Here is a 24,756-nt window from a genome sequence, read left to right as displayed (position 1 = left end):
ACCTCAACGCGCCGCAAGCTCGGGTCGATAGCCCAGATCATGGGACAATTTATCAGCGAAGTCGAGTAACTGACTCACAACCCGGGTCCCTGGTGCGACCTCAATCAGATCACTTGGCCCGACGGCTGCGACACATAATTGTATTTTTCCCAGATGATCAAATACCGGCGCCGAGACTGCAGTGATGCCGGGAATTGGCATATCCTGCGTTGTAGCAAAGCCCCGTTTCCTGGCCTGTTCCACACTGTCATTGAAAGCGGCCTTGTCAATTTTGAAGAAATCCCGCCGCCTGCTTTCATTGTCTGCAAATTCCGCTTCGACAAGACGGATGGTTTTTGATTCTGGCAGGAAGGCGCAAAATACGAGACCGGTGGCGGTCATGGGCAGGGAGTAAACACCACCCACCCGGATGTTGACGTGAAGCGAGCGTGCATATTCCTGGATATAAGTGATGGTCGGCCCATGGGGGCCCCACACAGCAACAGAGATCATCAGGCTTAATTGCTCTGACAAAGCCGCGACGCGCGAAATTGCCATGCGATGGGCATTTTGCATCCGCAACCGCATCAACCCCAGATGCAAGGCGTGCGGCCCCAATTGATAGAGGCCATCATCGTTCTTTTCGATCATGCCCACATTGCGAAAACTGACCAGATAGGGGTGCAATTGACCGGCGGCGATCCCTGTTCGCTCGGCAAGATCACGCAGCTTTATGGGCTTTCCGTCAACAGCAAATTCGTTCAGAATTCCAAAGCCAACCTCGATTGACGAAATACCCCGTTGGTTTTTGTTTTTCGTCTCCGGTGTGGTCATCTATCGAATTTCAAGAACTCTCAGCTTTGTTTTAAGGGGTTTGCTGCACAAGGCGTGAAGAAAGCAAGCCTGTTCTGCAAGGTCAAGCATTTCCTGTGCAAGTTGATCACTCTCCGATGTACTCAGCCTAAGATGAGTTTCAACCGCGTCTGCATCGCCTGCAGTCTGCGTCCCGCCCGATGCGCCGCCCAGGCTGAAATGCGTGTCCTGATAGATGGAATATGACGGCAGATCCAGCTTCGATGTTTCCGCCAGAATTCCCAATTGGGTCATGAAGCAAAAGCCGATACCCGCAGAAATTAGCGTATTGGCGTCAGGCGCACGCCCCATGCCGCCATTGACCGGGGCTTCTTCGGACAGAAAGCGCCATTGGGAGCTGTGGGGGAAATGAAGTTGCTGAAAAACCTCCTTCAGTCCATCGTCCCGTAACGTGGCCGTTGCCGCCACATGCAAAGGGCGTGGTGGCGGATTGGCCGTTGAATAATTTTCGGCACTGCCCTTGGCCACATGGGTCTTTGAGGGCGGAGACATCCCGGCAGATTGCAGCAGCAGACCGGTAACAGGGTTGGTTTTGACAGCCGTGCCGGGTGCTAAATCCTTTGCCGCATCATTTGTAAAAGAGTTGGCAGGCGGCTCCACATCCATCTCCTCGACACGGGCCGGGGCCAGACGCTGGCCATTTTTTGTCAACGTAAAAATGCTGTTGAGAGATTTGCGCACAAACCCGTTTTGCGGCGCGGCATGGATCGCGTCGGCCAGAAATTGCTGAAGCGCTGCACCGGTCAGATCGCAATCAATTGCCACAGTCAGTTCAACAGATTGCGCGCCTCCCACCATTGTCCGCCGTGGCATGGAGCCTTTCATTGTATAAAAATTATCCAGCGTCAGATTCAAGGTCCGAATGCTGACATTCCGGCGGATGGCGAGCGCCGTCATTTCTTCCATGTAGCCGGCAAGAAGGCCGGCTGCGAAGAAGCCAAGTGGCGGCGGCGCGGCATCGTGACCATTGAGGTTCTCCCCCTCATCACTGACCAGCCGCCAGGTCATGCCAGTGCGTGCGGATTTAACCAGTGCTTCTTTCTGATAGCCCGACAATGACGTGGCAAAAACACGTATTGCCTCTGCCCTGCGTGGCATCGCTGCAGGCACAATTGCGGCATCCGCCAGTCCCAGCCGGAACACCAACGGCAGTCCACAGGTTTCGATTACATTTTCGGATTTCTTCATGCAGCGCACTTCCCTTGTTTTTCTCTCACGCATTTGCGGCAAGACCTGATGCCGAAAAGTGAATGCGTTCAATATTGCACTTGCATTTTATTCACAACTCAGTAATTTGTCATTATCTAATCCGTTAGAAACTAGGGAGGTCTCTATGAAAAATTCAATTTTTACTGGCAGCACAGCCGTGGCAGCACTCATGCTGGCAGCGACAACAGCGCCCGGCTTTGCGGCAGAAACAATCAAATTGACGACTGTGTCCGGCTATCCGAAAACAGCCGCGTGGGTGGAGGTTTTTGAAACCACCTATGTGCCTGAAGTCAATAAACGCCTTGCTGAAAAAGGTGATTACGAGATTGAGTGGAGCTATGGCTGGGGCGGCGCAATTGTTGGCCCCAAGGGAGAGCTGGAAGCCATTGAAACCGGCCTTGCTGACATTGGCATCGTGCAGACTGTGTTCCATCCGGACAAATTGCGGGTCTATGACATTGCCTTTGCAACTCCCTTTGTGACAACCGATCTGGATCTGGTGACGAAGACCGTCAACGATCTGACGGAACAGTTTCCGGCCATGAAGGCGGTTTGGGCCCAGAACGGATTGGAATTTCTGACCACTCTGGCGGCGGTTGATAATTATCAAATCCTGCTGGATGGCGAATATACCGGTCCCGAAAGTCTCAAAGGTCTCAAGATCGGTGGTGCGGGCACGAATTTGCGCTATGTGGAAAGTGTTGGCGCAACGGGTGTTTCCTCCACGCTTGCAGATTTTTACAATGGCGTTGCCAGCGGCCTCTTTGATGGCGTGATTGCCTGGGCGACTGCAGCTGAGGCTTTCAAGCTTTATGAAGCCGCACCGACCTATGTGAAAGTTGATTTTGGCGGTGTGAATTCCATGGCGCTCAGCGTCAATGAATCGGTCTGGGCTGGCTTGCCGGAGGATGTGCAAATTGCGCTGCGCGATTCTGCGGAAGTCTACCGCGCGGCTCTTGCCAATTATGCCATGGACGAAGCTGCGCAATCTGTCGAGGATATGGTGGCTGCGGGCGCGACGGTTGTTCAGGTCAGTCAGGAAGATCGTGTCATCTGGGCCAATGGCATTGATAATATTGCCGGTGAATGGGCCGCAGAAGTTGAGGCAACCGGTGCGCCAGGCACTGAAATCCTGAAAGCCTATATTGATGCAATGAAGGCTGCGGGACAGACGGTCCTGCGCGATTGGTCTGCTGAATAATCCAAAAGGGTCTCCTCCCAACTTGCCTGGATGGGGTCATTATGGCCCTGTCCAGGTAATTTTTCATCATTCAGGAACGCTCCGATGCAAGGCATTTTGGTCCTAGCAAACAGAATTCTAGCCAGTATCGGGACAATCCTCATACTGCTCCAGATGATTCTGATCTGCTCCGATATCGGTGGCCGTTTTTTCTTCGATCATCCGATTCCAGGCGTGTTTGAAATTATCGAACTGACAATCGTTGCGATTGTCTTTCTGCAAATTCCCAACGCCATCGGCACGGGTAATTTCATTCGCTCCGACGCCATTTTCACAGCAATCATCAAGTCGCGCCCCGGTCTGGGACGCATCATGGACATAGCCTTCAATACAGTTGGCGTGCTTGTTATGTGCGCCATCGCTTATGGCGTCTGGTTCAAACTTATTCAGGCTTTCGAGCGCAATCTATTCACCGGCAATCCGGGCATCTTTACAGCGCCGATCTGGCCTGCCTTGCTGTGCATTGTCATCGGTTCAGTGTTTGCGGCGCTCAATTATCTATCGCAAGTGTTGCGGGTACTGGCCGACGGCTCTGTGCTTGCCGGGGAGAGTTCCGTTGACGGGCATTGAAATCGGAATAGCCTCACTGGTCATCATGGTGCTGCTGATTTATCTCGGCATGCATGTGGCCGTTGCACTGGCGTCCGTCTCCTTTGTCGGCATCTGGATCTTCAAGGGCAATATCAACATCGCGGTCAGCCTGCTGACCATTGCTGCCAAAGACACGGTGGCGAGCTACTCTTTTGGCGTCGTGCCGTTGTTTGTGTTGATGGGGCTGTTTGTAACCCAGTCCAATCTGGGGCGCGATATTTACATTGTTGCCAATGCCATTTTCCGCAAGCTGAATGGTGGCCTTGGCATTGCAACGGTTGCCGCCAATGCCATTTTTGCCGCCATCACCGGCATTTCGATTGCCTCAGCGGCCATTTTCACACGCATCGCGGTGCCCGAAATGATCCGCTACGGTCACACGCCACGCTTTGCTGTGGGGGTTGTTGCGGGCAGTTCTGTCCTGGGTATGCTTATACCGCCTTCCGTTTTGTTGATTGTGTACGCGCTGATTGCCGAAGTGTCGGTGGCGCATATGTTTACTGCTGGCATTCTTCCGGGGATCGTACTGGCCATCCTGTTCTGTATCCTGATCCTGTTCATGGCCAAGTTCATGCCCAAATTCACCGGCACGGCTTCTCAGCCGCAAGGAGAAGAAGCGGAACGGCTTGGGTTCTTCAAGGGCGTAAAACTGATCTTCCCGACAGTTTTTCTGATCGGGGTTGTGCTCGGTGGTATTTATGGTGGTGTGTTTACCCCAACCGAAGCCGGGGCAGCCGGTGCCTTTTGCGCCATGCTCATCGCGTTTGCCAAGCGTCGGCTGAGCATCAGCAGCTTCTGGAATATTCTGACAGATACGGGGCGCATTACAGCGTCCATCCTGTTTCTGATCATTGCCGCCAGCATGTATAGTCGCATGCTCGGCGTATCCGGCATTCCCAGTCAGTTGTCAGCCTTTATCACCAGTCTGGATGCCGGCTTCACGCTGATCCTGATCGTCTACATATTGCTGATGGTATTTCTGGGTACGATCCTGGATTCCACCTCCATCATTCTGGTTCTGGTGCCGCTGTTCCTGCCGATTTTTGCAACCTATGATGTTGATCTGATCTGGCTTGGCATCGTCACTGTTCTGGGAACAGAGATTGGGCTTTTAACGCCGCCATTGGGCATTGCCTGTTTCGTTATCAAGGGGTCTTTGAACGATCCGAATATTTCGTTAAGCGATATTTTCATCGGTGCGTTTCCGTTTGCCCTGACCATGGTGGTTGGCTTGCTGTTCGTTATTTTCATGCCCTGGCTCACACTCAACTGAACCCATTGTGCCAGCCATCTGGCCGAGGGCGGCTGGTTCCGTGCAACGCTCCAGCCCTTTCATGCGAAGGCCGCATTCATGCTTTCTGTCAAAAACGCCGTCACGATTGATGATTTGCAAAAGCTGGCACGCAGACGCCTGCCAAAATTCATCATTTCCTATGCAGAACGCGGCGCAGGGTCCGGGGCCTGCTCGTCCGGAAATGTAGACGCATTTCTGGACTATCACTTCAGCCCGAAAGCGCTGGCCGGCAATGCGCCTATCGACATGTCGACGGACTTGTTTGGCCGGACTTACGCACAGCCCTTCGGCATTTCCGCTGTCGGTCTGGCTGGCATCTACCGCCAACATGCTGATGAGATTCTGGCCGAGGCCGCGCGGGATGCCAATGTGCCCTTCATTTTGTCCGGGTCTGGAACAGCGAATATTGAAACCATTGCCAAACTTGCGCCGGAGCATAGCTGGTATCAACTCTATCCGGCCAAGGACCCTGCAATCACGGAAGACATGATCAGCCGCGCCAAGGATGCAGGTGTGCAGGTTCTGGTTATTACGGTGGATTATCCCGAGCCCAATCGCAGCGAAGTGAAAGAGCGCACGGGCATTTCCGTTGGCCGTGGACCAACCCTGAAAACGCTCCCCTCTCTTGCACTGGATGCTGCGCGTCATCCCCTGTGGTTGATCGAGTTTCTCGCCTCAGGCGGCACGCCCAAACTGGAAAGCTGGCAGCCCTATGCGCCCAAGGGCGCGAAGCAATCGGAACTGTTTGAGATTTTCAATGAGAATTGGTGTGGTCCCTTTGACTGGCTGGAAGTCGAGCGCATTCGTAAATTGTGGCCCGGAAAAATGGTCATCAAAGGCATTTCAAGAGCGGAAGATGTTCGGCGTGCCATCGCTGCGGGCGCAGATGCTGTGACCATCTCCAATCATGGCGGTAACAAGCTTGATCGTGTGCTGCCGAGCCTGCATGCCCTGTCTCAAATCTGCAAAGAGCAAAAGGAGACGTACGGCATTCCCCTGTTCTTTGATGGTGGCATTCGCCGGGGCACCGATGTGCTGACGGCGTTGGCGGTCGGTGCCAGTTTTTGCTTTCTGGGCAGGGCTACCCTGTTTGGTGTCGCCGCTGGCGGGGCACCGGGCGCACAGCGTGCGATGGACATCATGAAAGTGGAATCAGCCCATGCGCTGGCCATGATCGGCTGCCGTGCGGCACGAGATCTGGATGAGAGTTTTCTGGCATAAAACGGCTGTGTCATTGGGGACGCACCTATCATCACAGAAAATTTGTGTCCCTTTCACTTTGCCATGTGTTTTTTCCGCGCTAATTATGAGCACATGGAAAATCAAACCTCATCCGAGACGGCACAACCCAGCTCAGACAGCCAACTGATTTTTGCCGCTCGCCTGACACCCTATCGCTCGCTCGGGCAAAAGGGATTTTTGATCTTGATGACCTGTCTGTCGATCATCTGCTTTGTCGCGGGGATTTTGTTTTATGCCATTGGCGCGTGGCCAGTGTTCGGCTTTTTCGGGCTGGATGTGCTTATCATCTTCATTGCATTCAAACTGAACTACCGCTCTGCCCGGGCTTATGAAGAAGTGGTCTTGTCTGAAGATCTCCTGCACATCAAAAAAGTCAGTCCGAAAGGCGCGACGCAGGAATTCAGTTTCAACCCGTTCTGGGTGCGTCTGGCCATCAACCGGGAAGAGGATGAAGGGGTGACGGCCCTGACATTGACAAGCCACGGCCAGTCACTTGGGATCGGTGGTTTTTTGAACCCGGGAGACCGGGAGACCTTTGGCGCCGCCTTGCGTGATGCGCTGCAAAAAGCGCGGCAACCGGTTTTTTCTTAATGGCGGCGTGCTCCATGGCCCTCTTTCAGCCCGGGCTCATCGCCAAAAGCGGAACTCTCATCGACCCTTCAAATGGATTGACCTTGAACCACATGCGCGCGCTCCGATCATTTCGCCATGACCGGGAAAGACAAAATACGCGGTATCGAAGCTGTGAAAATCATCGATTCACCAGGCCAATCAATGAGTATCCGGTGTTTCCGGACAATTATTCAGCCACGACCGGTGAGGGTTCGGGGGTGGGCAATTTGCGTGGCAGAATGGCAGCGGCTGACACAACCACCAGACCCACGCCAGCCAGAATGCGAAACAGGGTATCGAATCCCCAATTCTCGTAGACAAGTGCAATCAACGGCAATGACAATGCCAAAACTGTAAAGGCGACGACATAACGAACGGCGTAGATGCGCGCCCGATAGGCTCCGCTGGCCATTTTGCCAATCATATAGTCGTTGATCGGTATTTGACCGAAGACGCCCAGCATGAACCCCAGCGCCACCGCCAGGGCGGCACCATCAGTCAGTCCCGGCATCCACGCAAAGAAGATCAACTGCACCGCACCCACGGCCATCAGAACGGGACGCGGGCCGTAACGATCAAGCAGTCTGCCCACCAATAATTGCGCCATGGAGGCGACAGCAAACACCAGAAACGCAAGAATCCCGAGTGTCGTCGCAAAGTCAGTCTGCCCGGATTCAGAAACAGCGGCAGCTGGTGCGGAAATCTGAGCGACAAGGCCCTGCAGACGTTCATCAAAAATCTTGGGCAGTGCAAACGTGGTTGACTGGAAACTGATCGCGGCGACGGCGGTGGTCAGAAACACGATCGCGGAAACTCGCATCACCAAGGCGCGGTGTACCAATGAGGTGTCAGTTGCCCTGTTCGGGGTGTCCGCATGTGGTGCTGCATGGTCCGCTGCGGCGGTCTTGCGCCACAAAAATACATACACCAGCCCCACCGCAATTGAGAAAAGGCCCGGCAGAATGAACGCCATGCGCCAGCCGCCATTGTCGATCAGATAGCCGGTGACAAGCGCAGCGCAGGCAACGCCCAGATTGCCCCAAACGCCATTTGCGGCAATGCGCATCCCGGTATTGCGCCATTTCATGGTTACGATTGCCAGTCCGACCGGGTGATAGATCGCTGCAAACAGGCCGATCACGAACAGGCCCAGGCCCATTTGAAAGGGCGTTGTTGCAAAGCCAGCCGCTATTGAGGAGACGCCAATACCGACAAAAAACACGCACATCATGCCATCGCGGCTCCACTTGTCCGCAAGCCAGCCAGCAGGAAGCGAGAACAGGCCAAAGGCAAAGAAGCCGGGCGTTGCATAAGCTAACAGATCAGCATACCCGATGCCCCATTCCCGATGCAGCGCCAGGGCTGCCACCGTTGCGAAGATCAGCATGAACAAATGGTCAAGGAAGTGCCCAATATTGAGCAGCAGAAAATGCAACTGATCCCGGGTCATTTGTATAATCGTCCTGTGATGGGCATTCTGCGAGTGGCTTGGCAACTTACCGAAGAATTTGAAGTGTATCTCAATCCGAAAAAATTTGCATTCATCTGCGCAAGAATCGGGTGGTGCGCAGCTAACCCTTGTGGTCCTGTAGCCTTGAAACGGACCTGAGAGACCGAATATCATGAACTTCCAATTAAGCGCGGCTGATCTGAAACACGCCATGCCGGTTCCGGCTGCTGATCTGACTGCTGCGCGCGATTATGATGTTGTGCGCCGGGTCATTGAGCACATATCAGAGAATTATCAGGATCAGCCAAGTCTGGACACGCTGGCTGATCTGGTAGGCCTGTCCCCGTTTCACCTGCAGAAACTCTTCACGCGCTGGGCTGGTCTTTCGCCAAAAGGCTTTTTGCAGTGCGTAACGCTGGACCATGCCCGCCGGTTGCTGAAGGGCGGCGACAGTATTCTGGATGTGTCGTATGATCTGGGATTGTCCGGGCCGGGACGGCTGCATGATCTGATGGTGAATGCGGAGGCCATGTCGCCGGGCAGTTACAAATCCAAGGGCGACGGTCTGACCATCTATTACGGGTTTCACGACAGCCCCTTTGGCATTGCGTTGGTCATGGCCACAGACCGAGGTCTGTCCGGCCTTGCCTTTGCCGATGCTGATGGCGAAGAGGCCGCCTTTGCGGATATGGCGCGGCGCTGGCCACAAGCCAATTTTGTTGCAGCACCGGATAAAACCGCACCCTTCCTTGCCAAAGTATTTGCTGGCAAAGACACGGATCAACCGCTTCGGGTGGTGCTGATCGGGACAGATTTTGAAGTGCGCGTATGGGAAGCGCTGCTGAGCATTCCCATGGGCACGGCCACCACCTATTCATCGCTGGCAGACACGATTGGGAAGCCCAAGGCGGCACGCGCAGTGGGCGCGGCTGTGGGGCGCAACCCGATTTCCTTTGTGGTGCCGTGCCATCGGGTCATTGGCAAAGGCGGTGGCCTCACCGGCTACCACTGGGGAATTACCCGCAAAAGAGCTATTTTAGGCTGGGAGGCCGGGCAGACTGCCCGACCCGATTAATTGCCTCAGCCAGTCAGCATTTCGCTGCTGTCGACCGTCGTGTCAGCTTTCAGACGAAAGATCATAGGCTGACCGGTTGCGATTTCGCGTTTCAGGATTTGGACTGTGTCGAGCTTTTCCAGAATCATGACCAATGAGCGCAGTGAGTTACCATGGGCTGCTACCAGCACTTTTTCGCCAGCCATGACACGCGGCAGAATATCGGTCATGTAATAAGGCAGAACGCGCGCACCGGTGTCTTTCAGGCTTTCACCACCCGGAGGCGGCACGTCAAACGAGCGGCGCCAGATATGGACCTGCTCATCGCCCCATTTCTTGCGGGCATCATCCTTGTTGAGGCCTGCCAGATCGCCATAGTCACGCTCATTCAAAGCCTGATCGCGAATGGTGGGAAGGTCTGGTTGGCCCAATTCCTCCAGCAAGAGATCGCATGTGTGCTGGGCACGGATCAGATCGGATGTGTAAGCCACATCGAATGTAATGCCCTTTGCCTTCAGCGCCCGGCCACCGGCCTTGGCTTCCTCAATGCCTTTTTCCGTCAAATCCGGATTTTTCCAGCCGGTGAACAGGTTTTTGAGGTTCCATTCGCTTTGGCCGTGACGGACCAGTACCAGTAAACGTTCCATAAAAATCTCCCGGGACATGCCCTTAGGTTTTTGAAAGGCCCAACACGTCCAGCATGTTGTAAAGGCCCGGTTTCTGTGGGAATGCCCAAAGCGCAGCCTTCACCGCGCCTTGTGCAAAAATCGTTCTGTCTTCTGCGATATGGGATAGCTCTACCCGTTCGCCATCCCCTGCGAAAATAACGCTGTGGGTGCCAACAACGGACCCGCCACGCAGCGCGGCAAAGCCGATGCTGCCCGGCTCGCGCGCGCCGGTGATGCCGTCACGTCCGCGTTCGGAATTCTCGGCCAGATCAATACCGCGCCCGGTGGCCGCAGCATCACCCAGAAGCAGCGCAGTGCCTGACGGCGCATCGACCTTGTTGCGGTGATGCATTTCCAGCACTTCAATATCCCATTCAAGGCCCAGCGCCTTCGCGCCCTGCTCCACCAGAACGGACAGCAGATTGACCCCAAGGCTCATATTGCCAGATTTGACAATCCGGGCATGACGCGACGCGGCGACAATTTTGGCATCATCCTCAACCGGCATACCAGTGGTGCCGATGACATGCACAATACGTGCTTGAGCGGCATATTCGGCAAAGGTCAGCGTGGCTTCCGGCATGGTGAAATCCAGCACCGCATCAGCTGCGGCAAAGGCAAGCAGCGCATCGTCGGTGACGGGAACGCCCAATGGCTCCAGACCTGCCAGTGTACCGGCATCCTGCCCCATACAATCAGCCTGTGGGCGCTCAATGGCGGCCACAAGCTGTGCACCGGCAATACCATGTATGGCCGTGATCAAGGCCCGCCCCATGCGCCCGCCAGCGCCCACAACCACAATTCTCAAATCGGCCATAAAAGTCTCCTGTTGGAAAACGCTCTAGCACACAGCGCAGCCATGGCCAACCAGCCGTTATGGCAAACAAAAAGGCCGGGTGTTTCCACCCGGCCTTTTTTTACGAACAAAGTGAATTTACTCTTGTTCGATTTCTTTGCCGGTTTCCTGATCGACGACTTTCATCGATAGGCGAACCTTGCCGCGATCGTCGAAGCCCATCAGTTTAACCCAGACCTTGTCGCCTTCCTTGACCACATCGGTGGTTTTGGCAACGCGTTCATTGGCCAGTTGGGAAATGTGAACCAGACCGTCCTTGGCACCGAAGAAGTTGACGAAAGCGCCAAAATCAACAGCTTTCACAACAGTACCCTGATAGATGTGACCAACTTCAGGATCGTCCGTGATGGAGCGGATCCAGGCGATAGCAGCTTCAATGGACTTGCCATCGGAAGACGCGATCTTGATGGTGCCATCGTCTTCGATGTTCACTTTAGCGCCGGTTTTCTCCACGATTTCGCGGATGACCTTGCCACCAGTGCCGATAACTTCGCGGATTTTATCAACCGGAATTTTCAGCTGTTCGATGCGTGGTGCAAATTCACCAAGCTCAGGACGGGACTCAGTCAGAGCCTTCGACATTTCACCCAGAATATGCTCACGACCATCCTTGGCCTGAGCCAAAGCGATTTTCATGATTTCTTCGGTGATGCCGTCAATCTTGATGTCCATCTGCAGAGCAGTGATGCCCACTTCGGAACCGGCAACCTTGAAATCCATATCGCCAAGATGATCTTCATCACCCAGAATATCGGACAGGACAGCGAAATCATCGCCTTCCTTGATGAGGCCCATTGCGATACCGGCGACCGGACGGCGCAGGGGAACACCCGCATCCATCAAAGCCAGCGATGTGCCGCAAACCGTCGCCATGGAAGATGATCCATTGGACTCGGTGATTTCGGACACAAGACGCAGTGTGTATGGGAATTCATGATGCGGAGGACGCACAGGGTTCACAGCGCGCCATGCAAGCTTGCCGTGGCCGATTTCGCGGCGACCCGGGGTGCCCATTCGACCAGCTTCACCGACAGAATATGGCGGGAAGTTGTAATGCAGCATGAACTGTTCTTTGTAAGTGCCGGTCAGTGCATCGATGAACTGTTCATCATCTGCAGTACCCAGTGTGGCAACGACAAGCGCCTGTGTTTCACCACGGGTGAACAGGGAGGAACCATGTGCGCGTGGCAATGTGCCAACTTCAGCAACAATCTGGCGCACGGTTTTGGTATCACGTCCATCAATGCGGCTGCCGTCTTTCAGAATGCGGCCACGAACAATGTTGCTTTCCAGCTTCTTGACCTGGTCGCCAAGAATATTCTTGTCGTCCGGGCTGGCACCTTCAGGCAGAAGCGCTTCCATGACTTTCGCCTTGGCGTCGGAAATAGCATCGCGGCGCGGCTCTTTTTCCTGATTGTCGTAAGCAGCGTTCAGATCGGTCTCGACCAAATCTTTCACTTTTGCATACAATTCAGAATGGTCAATAGCCGTGTGGTTACGCGGTGCTTTTGCAGCTTTCTCGGCCAGTTGAATAATGGCTTCGATGACAGGCTGGAATTCACGATGGCCGAACATGACGGCACCCAGCATAATCTCTTCAGACAATTCCTGAGCTTCTGATTCAACCATCAGAACCGCATCATTTGTACCGGCAACAACCAGATCGAGCTTGCTGTCTTCCATGACATCCAGTGGCGGGTTGAGCATATATTCGCCATCAATGTAGCCAACGCGTGCGCCGCCGATCGGGCCCATGAAGGGAACACCGGAAATTGTCAGGGCAGCAGATGCGCCAACCAGCGCAACGATGTCCGGATCATTTTCCAGATCGTGAGACAGAACTGTCAGAACAATCTGGGTTTCGTTTTTGTAGCCATCAGCGAACAGAGGACGGATCGGGCGATCGATCAGCCGCGATGTCAGTGTTTCTTTTTCAGCCGGACGGCCTTCACGCTTGAAGAAGCCGCCTGGAATTTTACCGGCTGCATAGGTTTTTTCCTGATAGTTCACGGTCAGCGGGAAAAAATCCTGGCCCGGCTTTGCAGAGCGGGCTGAAACTGCGGTGGCGAGAACAGTTGTTTCGCCGTAAGTGATCATGACGGCCCCATCGGCCTGACGCGCTACGCGGCCCGTTTCCATGATCAAAGGGCGTCCGCCCCATTCAATTTCTACACGTTGTGTATCAAACATTTTTTGTGTCTTACCTTCTTGTCAATGGACAGGATGAAAACGGCCTTCCGTCATCATCGATAGTTTGGCGCGACCATCGCGCTTTGTGTCAGAATGGCGCGAAAATCACGCCGGGTATCTGAGCCATCGCAAGACAACAAGATGCTCTTCGTTCAAAAGCATCTGATAATCCTGCCATGGCTCTGTTTGTTCTTACGGATTCCAGAAATACCAAAAAGGGCGCCGCACAGCGACGCCCGTTTTGTGTCGCATCAGCGACGCAAACCAAGCTTCTTGATGATGTCCGTATAACGGCTTTCGTCATTCGCTTTCAGATAGTCGAGCTGACGGCGCCGTTGAGAGACCATTTTCAAAAGACCACGGCGGGAATGATTATCCTTGCCATGTGCTCTGAAATGTTCGGTCAGATTGCTGATACGCTCGCTGAGAATGGCAACCTGTACTTCTGGTGAACCGGTGTCATTTTCTGCGCGGGCATACTCGGTAATGAGTTCCTGCTTGCGTTCTGCAGTAATCGACATCGGGTATCCTTTCTATGTAACGCTTACCGGTTTTACCCGGCATTTTTAAAAACACGCTTGGGGATGAACTGGCCTTGATCCACTGAGCCAATGGCCACCAAAGTATTTTTGGTGGTGACATAGGCTTCGGCAAGAGCTAGGGGGGCATCCCGTCCGCGCAACAATATGGCCTGACCGTTTAACAGCCGGACCGCTTCCGCTTCCGTGACGGCCAACGCCGGGATGTCGTCCAGCGCGGTCTCAACAGGATGCAGTACCGAAGCCATATCAGCTTCAGCGGGGTCTCTATGGCGCATTTCCTGCAAAAGTTCCAGTGAAATCATCTGGGATTCGTGAAACGGGCCGACTTGTGTACGCCGTAATGCGCTGACATGGCCTTCCGTTCCCAAAGAACGGGCCATATCGCGGGCCAAAGCCCTGACATAGGTGCCTTTTCCACACAGAACTTCAAACTCGGCATGATCAGTATCCGGGCAATCCACCAGGGTCAGTTCGTCAATTTGAACATCACGTGGCTCCAGCTCCACCGTCTCGCCAGCACGGGCCAGATCATAAGCGCGTTCACCATTGATTTTCAAGGCACTGAAGGCGGGCGGGAGCTGTGAAAGACATCCTTTATATTCGGGAAGAATTGCCTCAATCGCGGCCTTGTCCGGACGGTGCTGTGACGTTGCAACAACATCGCCTTCACCATCATCAGTACTGGTCGCCTCGCCCCATTTAACGGAAAAGCGATAGGTCTTCTGACCATCCTGGGCAAAGGGAACCGTTTTGGTGGCGTGGCCCAATGCAATCGGCAACATGCCGGTTGCCAGCGGATCGAGAGTTCCGGCATGGCCCGCTTTTTTGGCATCAAACAGCCAGCGCACTTTGGAAACGGCCTGTGTAGACCCCAGCCCCAGGGGCTTGTCGAGCAGGACCCAACCGTGGATATCCTGCCCTTTTTTACGACGCCCCATTTTGATCAGGTTCCGCCGTCATCGTCCGTTTCAGGGGGATCATCAGGCGCTGCCAGATCTGCCAGAACTTTGGGCTGGCGCAGCAAGTTCTCAATCCGGCTGGCTTCATCATAGCGGTTGTCGGCAAAGAATTTGATTTCCGGCATGTATTTCAGCGTCATATCCTTGGCGATGCGACCCCGGATGAATTTGGCGTGACCGTTCAGCAACTTGGCCAGTTCCTCGCCATCGCCACCACCAAGCGGCGCAACATAGACGCTGGCCAGTTTCAGATCGGTCGACATGCGGGCTTCCGGTATCGTGACCATAATGCGCTCCAACTCCGGCTCGCGTACTTCGCCCCGGCGCAGACACTCATCAATCGCACGACGCACAACTTCGCCCACGCGCAGCATGCGCTGGGTTGGTTCTTTGCTGATACTTTTATGCCCGGAACGGCCCATTATCTCATCCAGAAAAAATAACGCCATGCCCGGTTTAACCAAGGCATGGCGTTGATTGGAAATCAGTTAGAGCGAACGGATAATCGTTTCGACCCGATAACACTCAATGACATCGCCCTTGCGCATGTCCTGATAATTTTCAAATGCCATGCCACATTCCTGACCGGCATTCACTTCTTTCACTTCATCCTTGAAGCGTTTCAGTGTGGACAGCTTGCCTTCATGGATCACCACATCATCGCGGATGAGGCGTACGTGCTGGCCACGCTCCACCTTGCCATCTGTGATGAGACAACCGGCAACCTTGCCAACCTTGGACACATTGAATGTATCCAGAATTTCAGCATTGCCCAGCATATGCTCGCGCAGCTCAGGCGACAGCATACCGGACATGGCCGCTTTCACATCGTCAATCAGATCATAGATGACGTTGTAATAGCGAATTTCGATGCCGTTTGCTTCCGCCGCTTCCCGTGCCTGTTTGTTGGCACGCACATTGAAGCCCACAACCGGTGAATTTGAAGCCGCAGCCAGCGTGATGTCGGTTTCGGTGATACCACCGGCGCCTGAATGGATCACACGTGTTGCAACTTCGTCGGTGTTGAGCTTTTCCAGAGCGCCGACAATGGCTTCCAGAGAGCCCTGCACATCGGCTTTGATGAGCAATGGCGATTCCTGCGCATTGTCTGTCTGAAGCTGGTTCATCATGGCTTCCAGAGAGCCACGGGCTCCCCGTGCATTGACAGCTTCCTGCTTCACACGTCGGCGGTATTCAGTGATTTCACGCGCCTGCGCTTCATTTTCAACAACGGCGAACTGATCACCGGCCTCAGGCGTTCCCTGCAGGCCAAGCACTTCAACCGGCATGGATGGTGGCGCAGATTTGACCTGTTTGCCATGATCATCGATCAAAGCCCGCACCTTGCCCCATTCAGAGCCAAGCACGATAATATCGCCAACTTTAAGCGTTCCGTTCTGTACAAGAACAGTCGCAACAGGGCCACGGCCCTTATCCAGTTGTGCTTCCACAACCGTACCACGGCCATTGCGTTCCGGATTGGCTTTCAACTCCAGCAATTCTGACTGAAGAATGATGGCTTCCAGAACCTTGTCCAGATTTGTGCCTTTCAAGGCAGACACTTCCACATCAAGAATGTCACCGCCCATGCCTTCCACCTGAACTTCATATTGCAGAAGTTCGGTGCGTACACGGTTCGGATCAGCGCCTTCAACGTCGATTTTGTTGATCGCGATGATCATCGGAACACCAGCGGCTTTTGCATGCGCAATCGCCTCTGCCGTCTGAGGCATCACGCCATCATCAGCCGCGACAACCAGAATGACGATATCGGTTGATTTGGCACCACGTGCACGCATGGCGGTAAACGCCGCGTGGCCCGGAGTATCAATGAAGGTGATCTTCTGGCCGGACTGCTCAACCTGATAAGCACCGATATGCTGGGTAATGCCACCGGCTTCACCAGACACGATGTTGGTTTTGCGGAATGCATCCAGCAATGACGTCTTACCATGGTCAACATGGCCCATAATGGTCACGATTGGTGGGCGAGGAATACCTGTTCCATCATCGTCAGCTTCGATCACCTCGTCAAACAGGCCGCCTTCAACATCAGACTCAGAAACGCGGCGCACTTTGTGGCCCATTTCCTCGGTGATCAATTCGGCAGTATCTGCATCAATCACATCGTTGATTTTCAGCATCTGTCCCTGCAGCATCAGCAGCTTGATCACATCAACTGCACGTTCTGCCATGCGGTTGGCCAGTTCCTGAATGGTGATTGTTTCAGGAATGATGACCTCGCGGGAAATCTTCTCACGTGGCGACATTTGCGCAGCACGCTGTTTTTCGCGCTCACGACGACGTTTGATCGATGCCAGTGACCGTGCCCGATCTCCGGTGTTATCTTCCAGCGCGTTGGACAGCGTCAGCTTGCCCTTGCGACGATCATCATTTTTACGAGCGGCTTTGGAATCATCCTGTTCCTGCTCGCGTCCAGGTCGTTTGACCGCGCGCAGCACCTTGGTGTTTTTGGCGTCAGGTTCACGGGTCTTGGTCGGGCGTGCCGTATCGCCAGCTTCTTCAGCTGCTGCCAGATTGACTGCCTCTTCACGCATGCGGGCGCGTTCGGCCTCATCTTCAGCCGTCTTTTTGGCTTCAGCTTCAGCTTCTTCTCTGGCTTTGGTTTCCCGGCGGACGCGTTCAGTCGCCTCACGCTCGGTGCGCTCGGCCTCTTCTGCCGTGCGACGGGCAATATCTTCTGCTTCACGCGCCTTTGCGCCAGCCAATGCCATTGCGCGGGCATCGCGTTCGCCACTGGTTAGTGTGCGCAGCAAGGTCTTGTTGCCGCCGCGCTGGCCGCCGCCAGACCGGTTTTGTGCAGGCCGGCTTTGTACCGATGGGCGTGCAACCCGGCTGGCAGGACCTGTGACAGGAGGCGCTGCAGGTGCAGGAGCCTTTGCCGCCGGTGCTGCCGGTCTTGCCACCGGAGCTGATGTTGCTGCTGGTGCCGCGGGTATTGCTGCAGCACTGCGAGAGGCTTCAGCTGGCGCGCGCGGGGCATCAGCCGCCGCAGCCGCCGGCGCCGCCGCTGGTGTTGACCCTGGCATATTGATCTTGCGCTTGCGCTTTTCCACGACCACGGCTTTTGACCGGCCATGAGAAAAGCTCTGGCGTACAGTTCCCTGCTGCTCCACACCGCGTTTCAGCGAGAGAGTTGGACGTCCGCCTTGCTTGTCGTCTGTGTTATCCGTATCGCTCATTCTTATCCTGATCCTGCTGCCGCGTTTAAACTGCCGCGCGGCGCGTCTGTCAAATTATCTTCGCTATAATCAGGCAATTTTCTGCCCGATTTTGGCTGCTAATTTTCAACTGTTAGGGACCCGCACCTCAATCCAGGCGCGTATCCTTATTTTATTTCTCGGTCTCTGCCCGCGCTCCAATATATGTTTGGAGCCGCTCGGCTGCGTTCAAAAAGCCACCATCTCCCCGGTCCGTCTTCTTTTCTGCTTTCGTTAGCGCGGCATGTATTACATTTGTGCGACCAAATGCCAAATCCAATTCCACACCCTTAAAACTTCGAACCAGCTGCAAGGCGTCCGAAGAGCCAAATCGTCTTGTGATCGCCTGCTTCAGTTTGCGCAGACTGTCTTCAGCGCCGTCACTGGCTACAATCAATGCGTCTACATTGTCGTTGCCAATTGCAGACTCCACCTTGGCGAAGCCAGTTATAATCCGCCCGGATTTCTGCGCCAGTGCCAAAGCACCCATGGCCCGATCCAACAACAGTTTTTCAACTCTGCCTGCCAGACCCGCTTCGACAATGATCGTCTGATCACTTTTCTTGCCAAGTAAACGCGCAAACACCCTGTTTTGTTCCGCCAGCGCCACATGTCTGGCATCTGCCCTGACCCAGACACCGCGCCCAGGCAGAACAGCTTTCAGATCAGACACAATACGCCCTTCCGGATCGGCCACAAAGCGGATTAACTCCGCTTTGGACAGAACGTCGCGGCTGACGGCACATTGCCTTTTCGGTTCTCTGCGAGCCCGAGGACTCCCATCATCCGGCTCTATGTCCTGCTCAGCACCTTCAGCAATGGCAGCTTTTGGACCGTCCGGTGTGTTCGACATGTGCGTAAACCCTGCCGAAACCAAACGCCTTACTGGGCCACCTCTTCTGCTGCTGGCACAGCACCTTCTTCAGCGCCGGCCTCAGCCTCGTCGTCAACCGCCAAATCTTCTGCACTGATAAGGCCGGATTTCAGACGCGCTGTCATGATCAGGGCTTCGGCTTCAGCGCGGGACATGTCCGCCGGCGGGAAGATACCCTCAAACCGTTGGGTCTCACCATCCTTGCGTTCTGTCCAGCCGATCAAATCGTCAGCAGCACAATACCCCAAATCTTCAACAGTTTTAACATCATTCTTGCCGAATGCGACCATCATGCCGGTTGTAACACCTTCAATCTCGCGCAGTTCATCAGAAACGCCCAGTTCAATTCGCTCTGCATCCTGCTCAGCTTCCAGCTTTTCAAGATACTCGCGAGCACGGGTCTGAATTTCAGTCGCCGTATCATCATCGAACCCTTCGATGAAGGCAATCTCATCCAGTTCCACATAGGCCACTTCCTCAACCGAGGTAAAGCCTTCGGTGGACAGAAGCTGACCAACCATTTCATCGACATCCAGGGCCTTGGTAAAGAGTTCGGTACGTTCGGCGAACTCTTTCTGACGACGCTGGGATTCCTCTTCTTCAGTCAGAATATCAATATCCCAACCAGTCAGTTGCGAAGCAAGACGCACATTCTGACCACGACGGCCAATGGCCAGTGACAATTGCTCGTCCGGCACCACCACTTCGATTTTCGCCTGATCTTCATCCAGAACAACCTTGGCCACTTCAGCCGGCTGCAGCGCATTCACAATAAAGGTCGCAGCATCAGGAGACCACGGAATGATATCGATTTTCTCGCCCTGCAATTCACCAACCACGGCTTGCACACGACTACCGCGCATACCCACACAGGCACCTACGGGATCAATGGAACTGTCATTGGAGATGACGGCAATCTTGGCACGGGAGCCAGGATCACGCGCAACGGAGCGCAGCTCGATAATGCCGTCATATATTTCAGGCACTTCCATTTCAAACAGCTTGGCCATGAAAGCCGGGTGGCTGCGGGAGAGGAAAATCTGCGGTCCGCGCTGCTCGCGGCGCACATCATGAATGTAGGCACGCACGCGATCACCATAACGGAACGTTTCACGCGGGATCAACTCATCACGGCGGATGATCGCTTCGCCACGGCCCAGATCAACAATGACATTGCCGTATTCAACACGTTTGACAGTGCCGTTGACCACGGTTCCGATGCGGTCCTGATATTCTTCAAACTGACGGTCGCGTTCCGCCTCGCGTACTTTCTGCACGATGACCTGCTTGGCGGACTGGGCAGCAATACGGCCAAAATCCATCGGCGGCAGGGGCTCAGACAAAGCATCGCCAATCTTGGCTTCCGGATTGCGCGCCATAGCGTCCACCAGAGAGACTTCCGACATCGAGTTTTCGACTTCTTCAACCACGTGCAGCAAGCGAGCCAAACGAATTTCACCCGTCTTGTCGTTGATTTCCGCGCGGACATCGGTTTCAGATCCATAGCGCGCCTTGGCGGCTTTTTGGATCGCGTCTTCCATCGCCGCAATCACAATGGTGCGGTCGATTACTTTTTCGCGGGCAACTGCCTCGGCAATTTGCAACAACTCAAGTCGGTTGGCACTTACAGCCATGTCTTTATCTCCCTAAACGGAGCCACCGGAACGATCCCGGCAGGTCTGTTGGTCAGTCAGTATTGGGTTCAGGTTCTGTATCAATTTCAAGTTCAGTGTCACCATCAAGTTCAGGCATCGCGCCATCGTCGGTGGTGGAATCAAGATCAGGATTTTCCGCTTTCAGCATAGCGCGGGCAGCGTCGATCAATTCATCAGTCATAATCAGATTGGCGTCAGCCACATCCGCCAATGGCAACCAGATATCTGCCCCGGGCAAGACCAATGATTTTTCTGTTGATTTGGCTTTTGTTTTCTTGCCGCGCTTTTCCATTGGGCGCAGGCCAAATTCCACGCCGTCACCTTCTTCGCGCAGACCCAGTAGCTGGCCGCGAAAACGGCGTTGCCCGCCAATGGTGATGGCCATTTCAACTCTTGCAAGATGTCCGGCCCAGCGCTCAAAGTCCGATTTGCGCACCAATGGGCGGTCAACACCGGCCGTCGACACTTCGAGGTGGTAAGCGCCGGAAATCGGATCATGAACATCCAGTTCCGGAGACATGGCCTTCGAAATTGCCTCGCAATCGGCGATTGTCATCAATCCGGTTGGCCGTTCCGCCATGATCTGCACTGTTACACCGCTCTGTCCGGAGACGCGCACACGCACAAGCCTGAAGCCCAGATCCTGTATGACAGGCTCGGCAATCATGGCTATGCGGGCATCCAACCCGGTTTCAGTTACAATGCGCGGATCATCCGCCATATCCGTTGTTCCTAATCAGTAAATTTCGGCCCTGTCAGAAAATTTGGGCTTTATCACAAAGTTCCGAATGCCAGCGCGTCGTTTCGACGGTTAACCAGCGGGCAATCGGCAACAAAAAAGAGCGGGTCCGGTAGGGCCCACTCTCAAACAGTGTTCAAGATTTATCCTGTATATAATTGGCGGCGGCGGGATTTGCAAGCGATTGGTTTGAAGCAGCCGGGAATGAACTCAAATTTGTCGGGATAAAGCCCCGAACTGTCATCGGCTGCCGATATTGCTTAAGGCGAGTGCCAGACAATTCGATTTTGGTCTTTCGCCGGCGATGTTTCTTTTTTGCCGGCGAAAGTTGGTCAATTGTCTTTAATCAATTGTCGTTGGTCAGTGCAATCTGGCAAGATTCTGCCAGGGCTCTGTCTGGTTTTTCAGCTCCAAGGGGCGTCGCCCATCCAGCTTTTTCAACGATGCCACGTCGCTGATAAGTACTGGCGCTCTCAATCTCCGCCAAGATTTCAACGGATTTGGGGTCAGATTCAGAGTTCTGAACACAATAAGGCGTAAGCGCTGCAGCAACAGCTGCCATTGATTGCTTGCCGGACATTTCGGAAGCTGAAGCACCGGTAACCCAACCGCTCCAATTGAATCCAACAACAGCCAATGCGATGGCGCCCACTGCCGCGCCCATGAGTGCGGGTTTCGTCCATTCAGGAATTTGCATGTTTTAGACCGATCTGTAGGTGGGAAAGTGCGCATCATTGCGCAATGAAAAACCCAGTAACACACAAGCTGGCATAGCTTGCATGCTTAATGAATTATTAAGGATGGCGCGAGCGCGCTGTTCACCCGGGGTCCGCCCCTGCCCCATTTCCTTTTGCCAAAGCTGCACAAGTTACCAACGGCCATCGTTCCAAGCGTCATCATCCGGCCAACAAAAAACCGGCGCAGGAATACTGCGCCGGTTTTAAAATGTATCTCAATCCGAATTTACAATCCGGATCAGTCAGAGACGATTTTATTCGTCGTCCTGACCTTTCAGAGCTGCACCCAGAATATCGCCAAGCGATGCGCCGGAAGCGGTGGAGCCGTATTGTGCCACGGCTTCTTTCTCTTCTGCAATTTCCAGAGCCTTGATCGACAGGGCAACCTTGCGGGCTTTCTTGTCGAAGTTGGTGATCCGGGCGTCGAACTTTTCGCCAACGGCAAAACGGTCAGGACGCTGCTCGGAGCGTTCGCGGGACAGATCGGAGCGGCGGATGAAGGCTGACAGATCGGTGTCTGCAATCTTCACTTCCAGTCCGTTTTCCTGAACTTCGGACACTTCACAGGTTACAACCGCACCCTTGCGCAGTTCACCGGAAGCTGCAGCATCAGCGAACGGATCGCCATCAAGCTGCTTGATACCAAGAGAGATACGTTCTTTGTCTGTGTCCACGTCAAGTACAATGGCTTTCACCATGTCGCCTTTTTTGAACTCTTCGATCATCTCTTCGCCGGAACGTTTCCAATCCAGATCGGACAAGTGAACCATGCCGTCGACATCGCCATCCAGACCAACGAACAGACCGAACTCAGTCTTGTTCTTCACTTCGCCTTCGACAATGGTTCCGATTGGGAATTTGTCAGCAAACGATGTCCAAGGATTGTCCATAGCCTGTTTCAGACCCAGCGAAATACGACGCTTGGATGGATCTACTTCCAGAACAAGCACTTCCACTTCCTGAGATGTAGAGACGATTTTGCCCGGATGGACGTTTTTCTTGGTCCAGGACATTTCGGAAACGTGGATCAGACCTTCAATGCCTGGCTCCAGTTCAACGAATGCACCATAGTCAGTGATATTGGTCACGCGGCCAGTGAATTTGGCTTCGAGCGGATATTTCGCATCGATGCCTTCCCATGGATCGCTTTCCAGCTGTTTCATACCAAGCGAGATGCGCTGCGTTTCGTGGTTCACCCGGATGATCTGAACATTGACCGTCTGGCCGATTGTCAGAACTTCGCTTGGGTGGTTGATACGGCGCCAGGCCATATCGGTCACGTGAAGCAGGCCATCGATGCCGCCAAGGTCTACGAATGCGCCATAATCGGTGATGTTTTTGACAACACCTTCCATGACCTGACCTTCCTGAAGATTCTGGACGATTTCGGAACGCTGTTCGGCGCGAGTTTCTTCCAGAATGGCACGGCGGGACACAACGATGTTGCCGCGACGCTTGTCCATTTTCAGAATCTGGAATGGCTGCGGATTGTTCATCAACGGGCCTACATCGCGCACTGGGCGGATATCCACCTGACTGCGCGGAAGGAAGGCAACAGCCCCTTCAAGATCGACAGTAAAGCCACCCTTGACGGAATTGAAAATCTGACCGGTAACTTTTTCGCCCTTTTCGAAGGACACTTCGAGACGAACCCAGCTTTCTTCACGACGGGCTTTTTCACGGGACAGAACAGCTTCACCAAGCGCGTTTTCAATACGCTCAAGGTAAACTTCAACTTCGTCACCGATGGACAGACCGCCGGTTTTGTCCTGATGACCAAATTCCCGAACGGAAATACGGCCTTCAACTTTCAGGCCCACATCAATGACGGCCAGATCTTTTTCAAAAGCAATGACTGTACCCTTGATCACGCTGCCTTCTTGCTGCGTTTCTGATCCGAAGGTTTCGTCAAGAAGAGCTGCGAAATCTTCGCGGCTTGGTGTTTCGATATTCATGAATTCTCCTAGAATGCGATGGCCGGTCTCGGGACACCTCAGTGCCAGTCAAATATGGCCGGTCGCAATGCGCCAGGTTGGTGTTGATGAAAGCCGGTTTGGACCTGTTGGTGCCTTAAAGCACTCCAACAAACTGTGGCGCATGGTCCAAATTCGGCAACTGATATGTGTTTCTAACGCTCGACTGCCTGCAAAACCAGGGTTTTCGCTGAAAGAAACGCGGTTTCTATATCCATATTAGTGGTATCAATCAAGTGCGCATCGGCAGCTTTCTCCAAAGGCGAGACGGATCTTGAGCTGTCGCGCGCGTCTCTTTGCCTGATATCACGCAGAATATCGGCATAGCTGGAGGCATCACCCCTTGCTTCAACTTCCTTGAAACGCCGCTCCGCACGTGCTTCCGCGCTGGCTGTCACAAACAGCTTTACCTGTGCATTCGGACACACGACGGTGCCAATATCGCGTCCATCCATGACAGCGCCTTTTACCGCAAACCCGCGCTGCAGGGTCACCAGCTCGGCGCGCAGTTTTGGCATGACAGCCACTTTTGACGCTGCAGCGCCAATCTGGTGATCCGATAGAAAAACCCGGTCCAGCGTTGCCAGATCTAGGCTTTGTGCCGCTTTGATGGCGGCCCCTTCATCATCCAGAGCCTGATCTTCGGCCTGCATTTTGGCGGCAACTGCGCGGTAGGTCAGTCCGGTATCCAGATAAGGCAGGTCAAATTCTGCTGCCAGGCGACGGGCCAGCGTACCCTTACCGGATGCAGCAGGACCGTCAATCGCGACAGTGAGGGGCAGTTTTTGCGCAGCCATT

At 54.1% G+C, this 24,756-nt stretch carries 22 protein-coding genes; 6 read left to right on the top strand and 16 right to left on the bottom strand.

Translation table 11 applies throughout. The features are described 5' to 3' along the window. Window positions 1-3: 3 nt before the first annotated feature. On the bottom strand, window positions 4-813 hold the full coding sequence (locus tag RAL91_RS05130; protein WP_306260318.1) for an IclR family transcriptional regulator: 810 nt from the start codon (window positions 811-813) through the stop codon (window positions 4-6). Then, window positions 814-2,040: an OsmC family protein gene (locus RAL91_RS05125; protein ID WP_306260317.1), complete on the bottom strand. Its 1,227-nt coding sequence runs from the start codon at window positions 2,038-2,040 to the stop codon at window positions 814-816. A 145-nt stretch (window positions 2,041-2,185) separates the two neighbouring features. On the opposite strand from RAL91_RS05125, the gene RAL91_RS05120 reads away from it, so the two are divergent. The 5 genes from RAL91_RS05120 to RAL91_RS05100 all read left to right on the top strand — a co-directional run bounded on the left by RAL91_RS05120 (window position 2,186) and on the right by RAL91_RS05100 (window position 7,019). Further along, window positions 2,186-3,262, top strand: coding sequence for a C4-dicarboxylate TRAP transporter substrate-binding protein (locus tag RAL91_RS05120; protein WP_306260316.1), 1,077 nt, complete (start codon window positions 2,186-2,188; stop codon window positions 3,260-3,262). 84 nt (window positions 3,263-3,346) lie between these two features. After that, on the top strand, window positions 3,347-3,871 hold the full coding sequence (locus RAL91_RS05115) for a TRAP transporter small permease (protein ID WP_306260315.1): 525 nt from the start codon (window positions 3,347-3,349) through the stop codon (window positions 3,869-3,871). Further along, window positions 3,858-5,165: a TRAP transporter large permease gene (locus RAL91_RS05110; protein WP_306260314.1), complete on the top strand. Its 1,308-nt coding sequence runs from the start codon at window positions 3,858-3,860 to the stop codon at window positions 5,163-5,165. The genes RAL91_RS05115 and RAL91_RS05110 overlap by 14 nt, the downstream gene beginning before the upstream one ends. Before the next feature lie 78 nt (window positions 5,166-5,243). Then, window positions 5,244-6,407, top strand: a complete 1,164-nt coding sequence (locus RAL91_RS05105; RefSeq protein WP_306260313.1) for an alpha-hydroxy acid oxidase — start codon at window positions 5,244-5,246, stop codon at window positions 6,405-6,407. A gap of 93 nt (window positions 6,408-6,500) precedes the next feature. Further along, window positions 6,501-7,019, top strand: coding sequence for a DUF2244 domain-containing protein (locus RAL91_RS05100; RefSeq protein ID WP_306260312.1), 519 nt, complete (start codon window positions 6,501-6,503; stop codon window positions 7,017-7,019). A 208-nt stretch (window positions 7,020-7,227) separates the two neighbouring features. On the opposite strand, the gene RAL91_RS05095 is transcribed toward RAL91_RS05100, so the two are convergent. After that, a complete protein-coding gene (locus RAL91_RS05095; RefSeq protein ID WP_306260311.1) occupies window positions 7,228-8,490 on the bottom strand; it encodes an MFS transporter in 1,263 nt (420 codons plus the stop codon). A 211-nt stretch (window positions 8,491-8,701) separates the two neighbouring features. Here RAL91_RS05095 and RAL91_RS05090 point away from each other — a divergent pair, with 211 nt between their 5' ends. Continuing rightward, the gene (locus RAL91_RS05090) at window positions 8,702-9,565 is read left to right on the top strand and encodes a bifunctional transcriptional activator/DNA repair enzyme AdaA (protein WP_306262782.1); all 864 of its coding nucleotides are present in this window, start codon (window positions 8,702-8,704) and stop codon (window positions 9,563-9,565) included. A 5-nt stretch (window positions 9,566-9,570) separates the two neighbouring features. On the opposite strand, the gene RAL91_RS05085 is transcribed toward RAL91_RS05090, so the two are convergent. From RAL91_RS05085 to cmk, 13 genes are all read right to left on the bottom strand, one after another. Beyond that, complete coding sequence (locus RAL91_RS05085) at window positions 9,571-10,191, bottom strand: 2,3-bisphosphoglycerate-dependent phosphoglycerate mutase (protein WP_306260310.1); 621 nt, start codon at window positions 10,189-10,191, stop codon at window positions 9,571-9,573. 22 nt (window positions 10,192-10,213) lie between these two features. Further along, on the bottom strand, window positions 10,214-11,029 hold the full coding sequence (dapB, locus tag RAL91_RS05080) for a 4-hydroxy-tetrahydrodipicolinate reductase (protein WP_306260309.1): 816 nt from the start codon (window positions 11,027-11,029) through the stop codon (window positions 10,214-10,216). Between the two features lie 117 nt (window positions 11,030-11,146). After that, on the bottom strand, window positions 11,147-13,258 hold the full coding sequence (gene pnp, locus RAL91_RS05075; RefSeq protein WP_306260308.1) for a polyribonucleotide nucleotidyltransferase: 2,112 nt from the start codon (window positions 13,256-13,258) through the stop codon (window positions 11,147-11,149). Between the two features lie 251 nt (window positions 13,259-13,509). Further along, the gene (rpsO, locus tag RAL91_RS05070; RefSeq protein ID WP_306260307.1) at window positions 13,510-13,779 is read right to left on the bottom strand and encodes a 30S ribosomal protein S15; all 270 of its coding nucleotides are present in this window, start codon (window positions 13,777-13,779) and stop codon (window positions 13,510-13,512) included. Window positions 13,780-13,811: 32 nt separating this feature from the next. Next, window positions 13,812-14,738 carry a tRNA pseudouridine(55) synthase TruB gene (gene truB, locus RAL91_RS05065; RefSeq protein WP_306260306.1) on the bottom strand — a complete coding sequence of 309 codons (927 nt, stop codon included), beginning with the start codon at window positions 14,736-14,738 and terminating at the stop codon, window positions 13,812-13,814. 5 nt (window positions 14,739-14,743) lie between these two features. Beyond that, window positions 14,744-15,208: a 30S ribosome-binding factor RbfA gene (rbfA, locus tag RAL91_RS05060; protein ID WP_306260305.1), complete on the bottom strand. Its 465-nt coding sequence runs from the start codon at window positions 15,206-15,208 to the stop codon at window positions 14,744-14,746. Window positions 15,209-15,247: 39 nt separating this feature from the next. Continuing rightward, window positions 15,248-17,962: a translation initiation factor IF-2 gene (infB, locus tag RAL91_RS05055; RefSeq protein WP_306260304.1), complete on the bottom strand. Its 2,715-nt coding sequence runs from the start codon at window positions 17,960-17,962 to the stop codon at window positions 15,248-15,250. Between the two features lie 151 nt (window positions 17,963-18,113). Further along, window positions 18,114-18,833 carry an RNA-binding protein gene (locus RAL91_RS05050; protein ID WP_306260303.1) on the bottom strand — a complete coding sequence of 240 codons (720 nt, stop codon included), beginning with the start codon at window positions 18,831-18,833 and terminating at the stop codon, window positions 18,114-18,116. A 29-nt stretch (window positions 18,834-18,862) separates the two neighbouring features. Then, entirely contained in the window at window positions 18,863-20,488 is a 1,626-nt protein-coding gene (gene nusA, locus RAL91_RS05045; protein ID WP_306260302.1) for a transcription termination factor NusA, read from the bottom strand. Between the two features lie 52 nt (window positions 20,489-20,540). Beyond that, window positions 20,541-21,230 carry a ribosome maturation factor RimP gene (gene rimP / locus RAL91_RS05040; RefSeq protein WP_306260301.1) on the bottom strand — a complete coding sequence of 230 codons (690 nt, stop codon included), beginning with the start codon at window positions 21,228-21,230 and terminating at the stop codon, window positions 20,541-20,543. A gap of 364 nt (window positions 21,231-21,594) precedes the next feature. Next, entirely contained in the window at window positions 21,595-21,945 is a 351-nt protein-coding gene (locus RAL91_RS05035; protein WP_306260300.1) for a hypothetical protein, read from the bottom strand. Window positions 21,946-22,239: 294 nt separating this feature from the next. Further along, window positions 22,240-23,940, bottom strand: a complete 1,701-nt coding sequence (rpsA, locus tag RAL91_RS05030) for a 30S ribosomal protein S1 (RefSeq protein WP_306260299.1) — start codon at window positions 23,938-23,940, stop codon at window positions 22,240-22,242. 173 nt (window positions 23,941-24,113) lie between these two features. Beyond that, window positions 24,114-24,755 (bottom strand): (d)CMP kinase, encoded by a 642-nt coding sequence (gene cmk / locus RAL91_RS05025; protein ID WP_306260298.1) that lies wholly within the window; start codon window positions 24,753-24,755, stop codon window positions 24,114-24,116. Window position 24,756 lies beyond the last annotated feature (1 nt).

This window comes from Pararhizobium sp. IMCC21322 (assembly GCF_030758295.1).
In the GTDB taxonomy this organism is placed as follows: Bacteria; Pseudomonadota; Alphaproteobacteria; order Rhizobiales.
Note: the sequence above shows the minus strand (reverse complement) of the source record. Positions and strands in the feature narration are given on the sequence as shown.

Bases quoted from the DNA above. Each gene is read 5' to 3' on its own strand.
- infB (WP_306260304.1), bottom strand. From the start codon at position 17,962: ATGAGCGATACGGATAACACAGACGACAAGCAAGGCGGACGTCCAACT.
- RAL91_RS05085 (WP_306260310.1), bottom strand. From the start codon at position 10,191: ATGGAACGTTTACTGGTACTGGTCCGTCACGGCCAAAGCGAATGGAAC.
- nusA (WP_306260302.1), bottom strand. From the start codon at position 20,488: ATGGCTGTAAGTGCCAACCGACTTGAGTTGTTGCAAATTGCCGAGGCA.
- RAL91_RS05035 (WP_306260300.1), bottom strand. From the start codon at position 21,945: ATGCAAATTCCTGAATGGACGAAACCCGCACTCATGGGCGCGGCAGTG.
- RAL91_RS05125 (WP_306260317.1), bottom strand. From the start codon at position 2,040: ATGAAGAAATCCGAAAATGTAATCGAAACCTGTGGACTGCCGTTGGTG.
- RAL91_RS05090 (WP_306262782.1), top strand. From the start codon at position 8,702: ATGCCGGTTCCGGCTGCTGATCTGACTGCTGCGCGCGATTATGATGTT.
- rbfA (WP_306260305.1), bottom strand. From the start codon at position 15,208: ATGGCGTTATTTTTTCTGGATGAGATAATGGGCCGTTCCGGGCATAAA.
- pnp (WP_306260308.1), bottom strand. From the start codon at position 13,258: ATGTTTGATACACAACGTGTAGAAATTGAATGGGGCGGACGCCCTTTG.
- rimP (WP_306260301.1), bottom strand. From the start codon at position 21,230: ATGGCGGATGATCCGCGCATTGTAACTGAAACCGGGTTGGATGCCCGC.
- RAL91_RS05120 (WP_306260316.1), top strand. From the start codon at position 2,186: ATGAAAAATTCAATTTTTACTGGCAGCACAGCCGTGGCAGCACTCATG.
- RAL91_RS05105 (WP_306260313.1), top strand. From the start codon at position 5,244: ATGCTTTCTGTCAAAAACGCCGTCACGATTGATGATTTGCAAAAGCTG.
- RAL91_RS05115 (WP_306260315.1), top strand. From the start codon at position 3,347: ATGCAAGGCATTTTGGTCCTAGCAAACAGAATTCTAGCCAGTATCGGG.
- RAL91_RS05050 (WP_306260303.1), bottom strand. From the start codon at position 18,833: ATGTCGAACACACCGGACGGTCCAAAAGCTGCCATTGCTGAAGGTGCT.
- RAL91_RS05095 (WP_306260311.1), bottom strand. From the start codon at position 8,490: ATGACCCGGGATCAGTTGCATTTTCTGCTGCTCAATATTGGGCACTTC.
- rpsO (WP_306260307.1), bottom strand. From the start codon at position 13,779: ATGTCGATTACTGCAGAACGCAAGCAGGAACTCATTACCGAGTATGCC.
- rpsA (WP_306260299.1), bottom strand. From the start codon at position 23,940: ATGAATATCGAAACACCAAGCCGCGAAGATTTCGCAGCTCTTCTTGAC.
- cmk (WP_306260298.1), bottom strand. From the start codon at position 24,755: ATGGCTGCGCAAAAACTGCCCCTCACTGTCGCGATTGACGGTCCTGCT.
- truB (WP_306260306.1), bottom strand. From the start codon at position 14,738: ATGGGGCGTCGTAAAAAAGGGCAGGATATCCACGGTTGGGTCCTGCTC.
- dapB (WP_306260309.1), bottom strand. From the start codon at position 11,029: ATGGCCGATTTGAGAATTGTGGTTGTGGGCGCTGGCGGGCGCATGGGG.
- RAL91_RS05100 (WP_306260312.1), top strand. From the start codon at position 6,501: ATGGAAAATCAAACCTCATCCGAGACGGCACAACCCAGCTCAGACAGC.
- RAL91_RS05130 (WP_306260318.1), bottom strand. From the start codon at position 813: ATGACCACACCGGAGACGAAAAACAAAAACCAACGGGGTATTTCGTCA.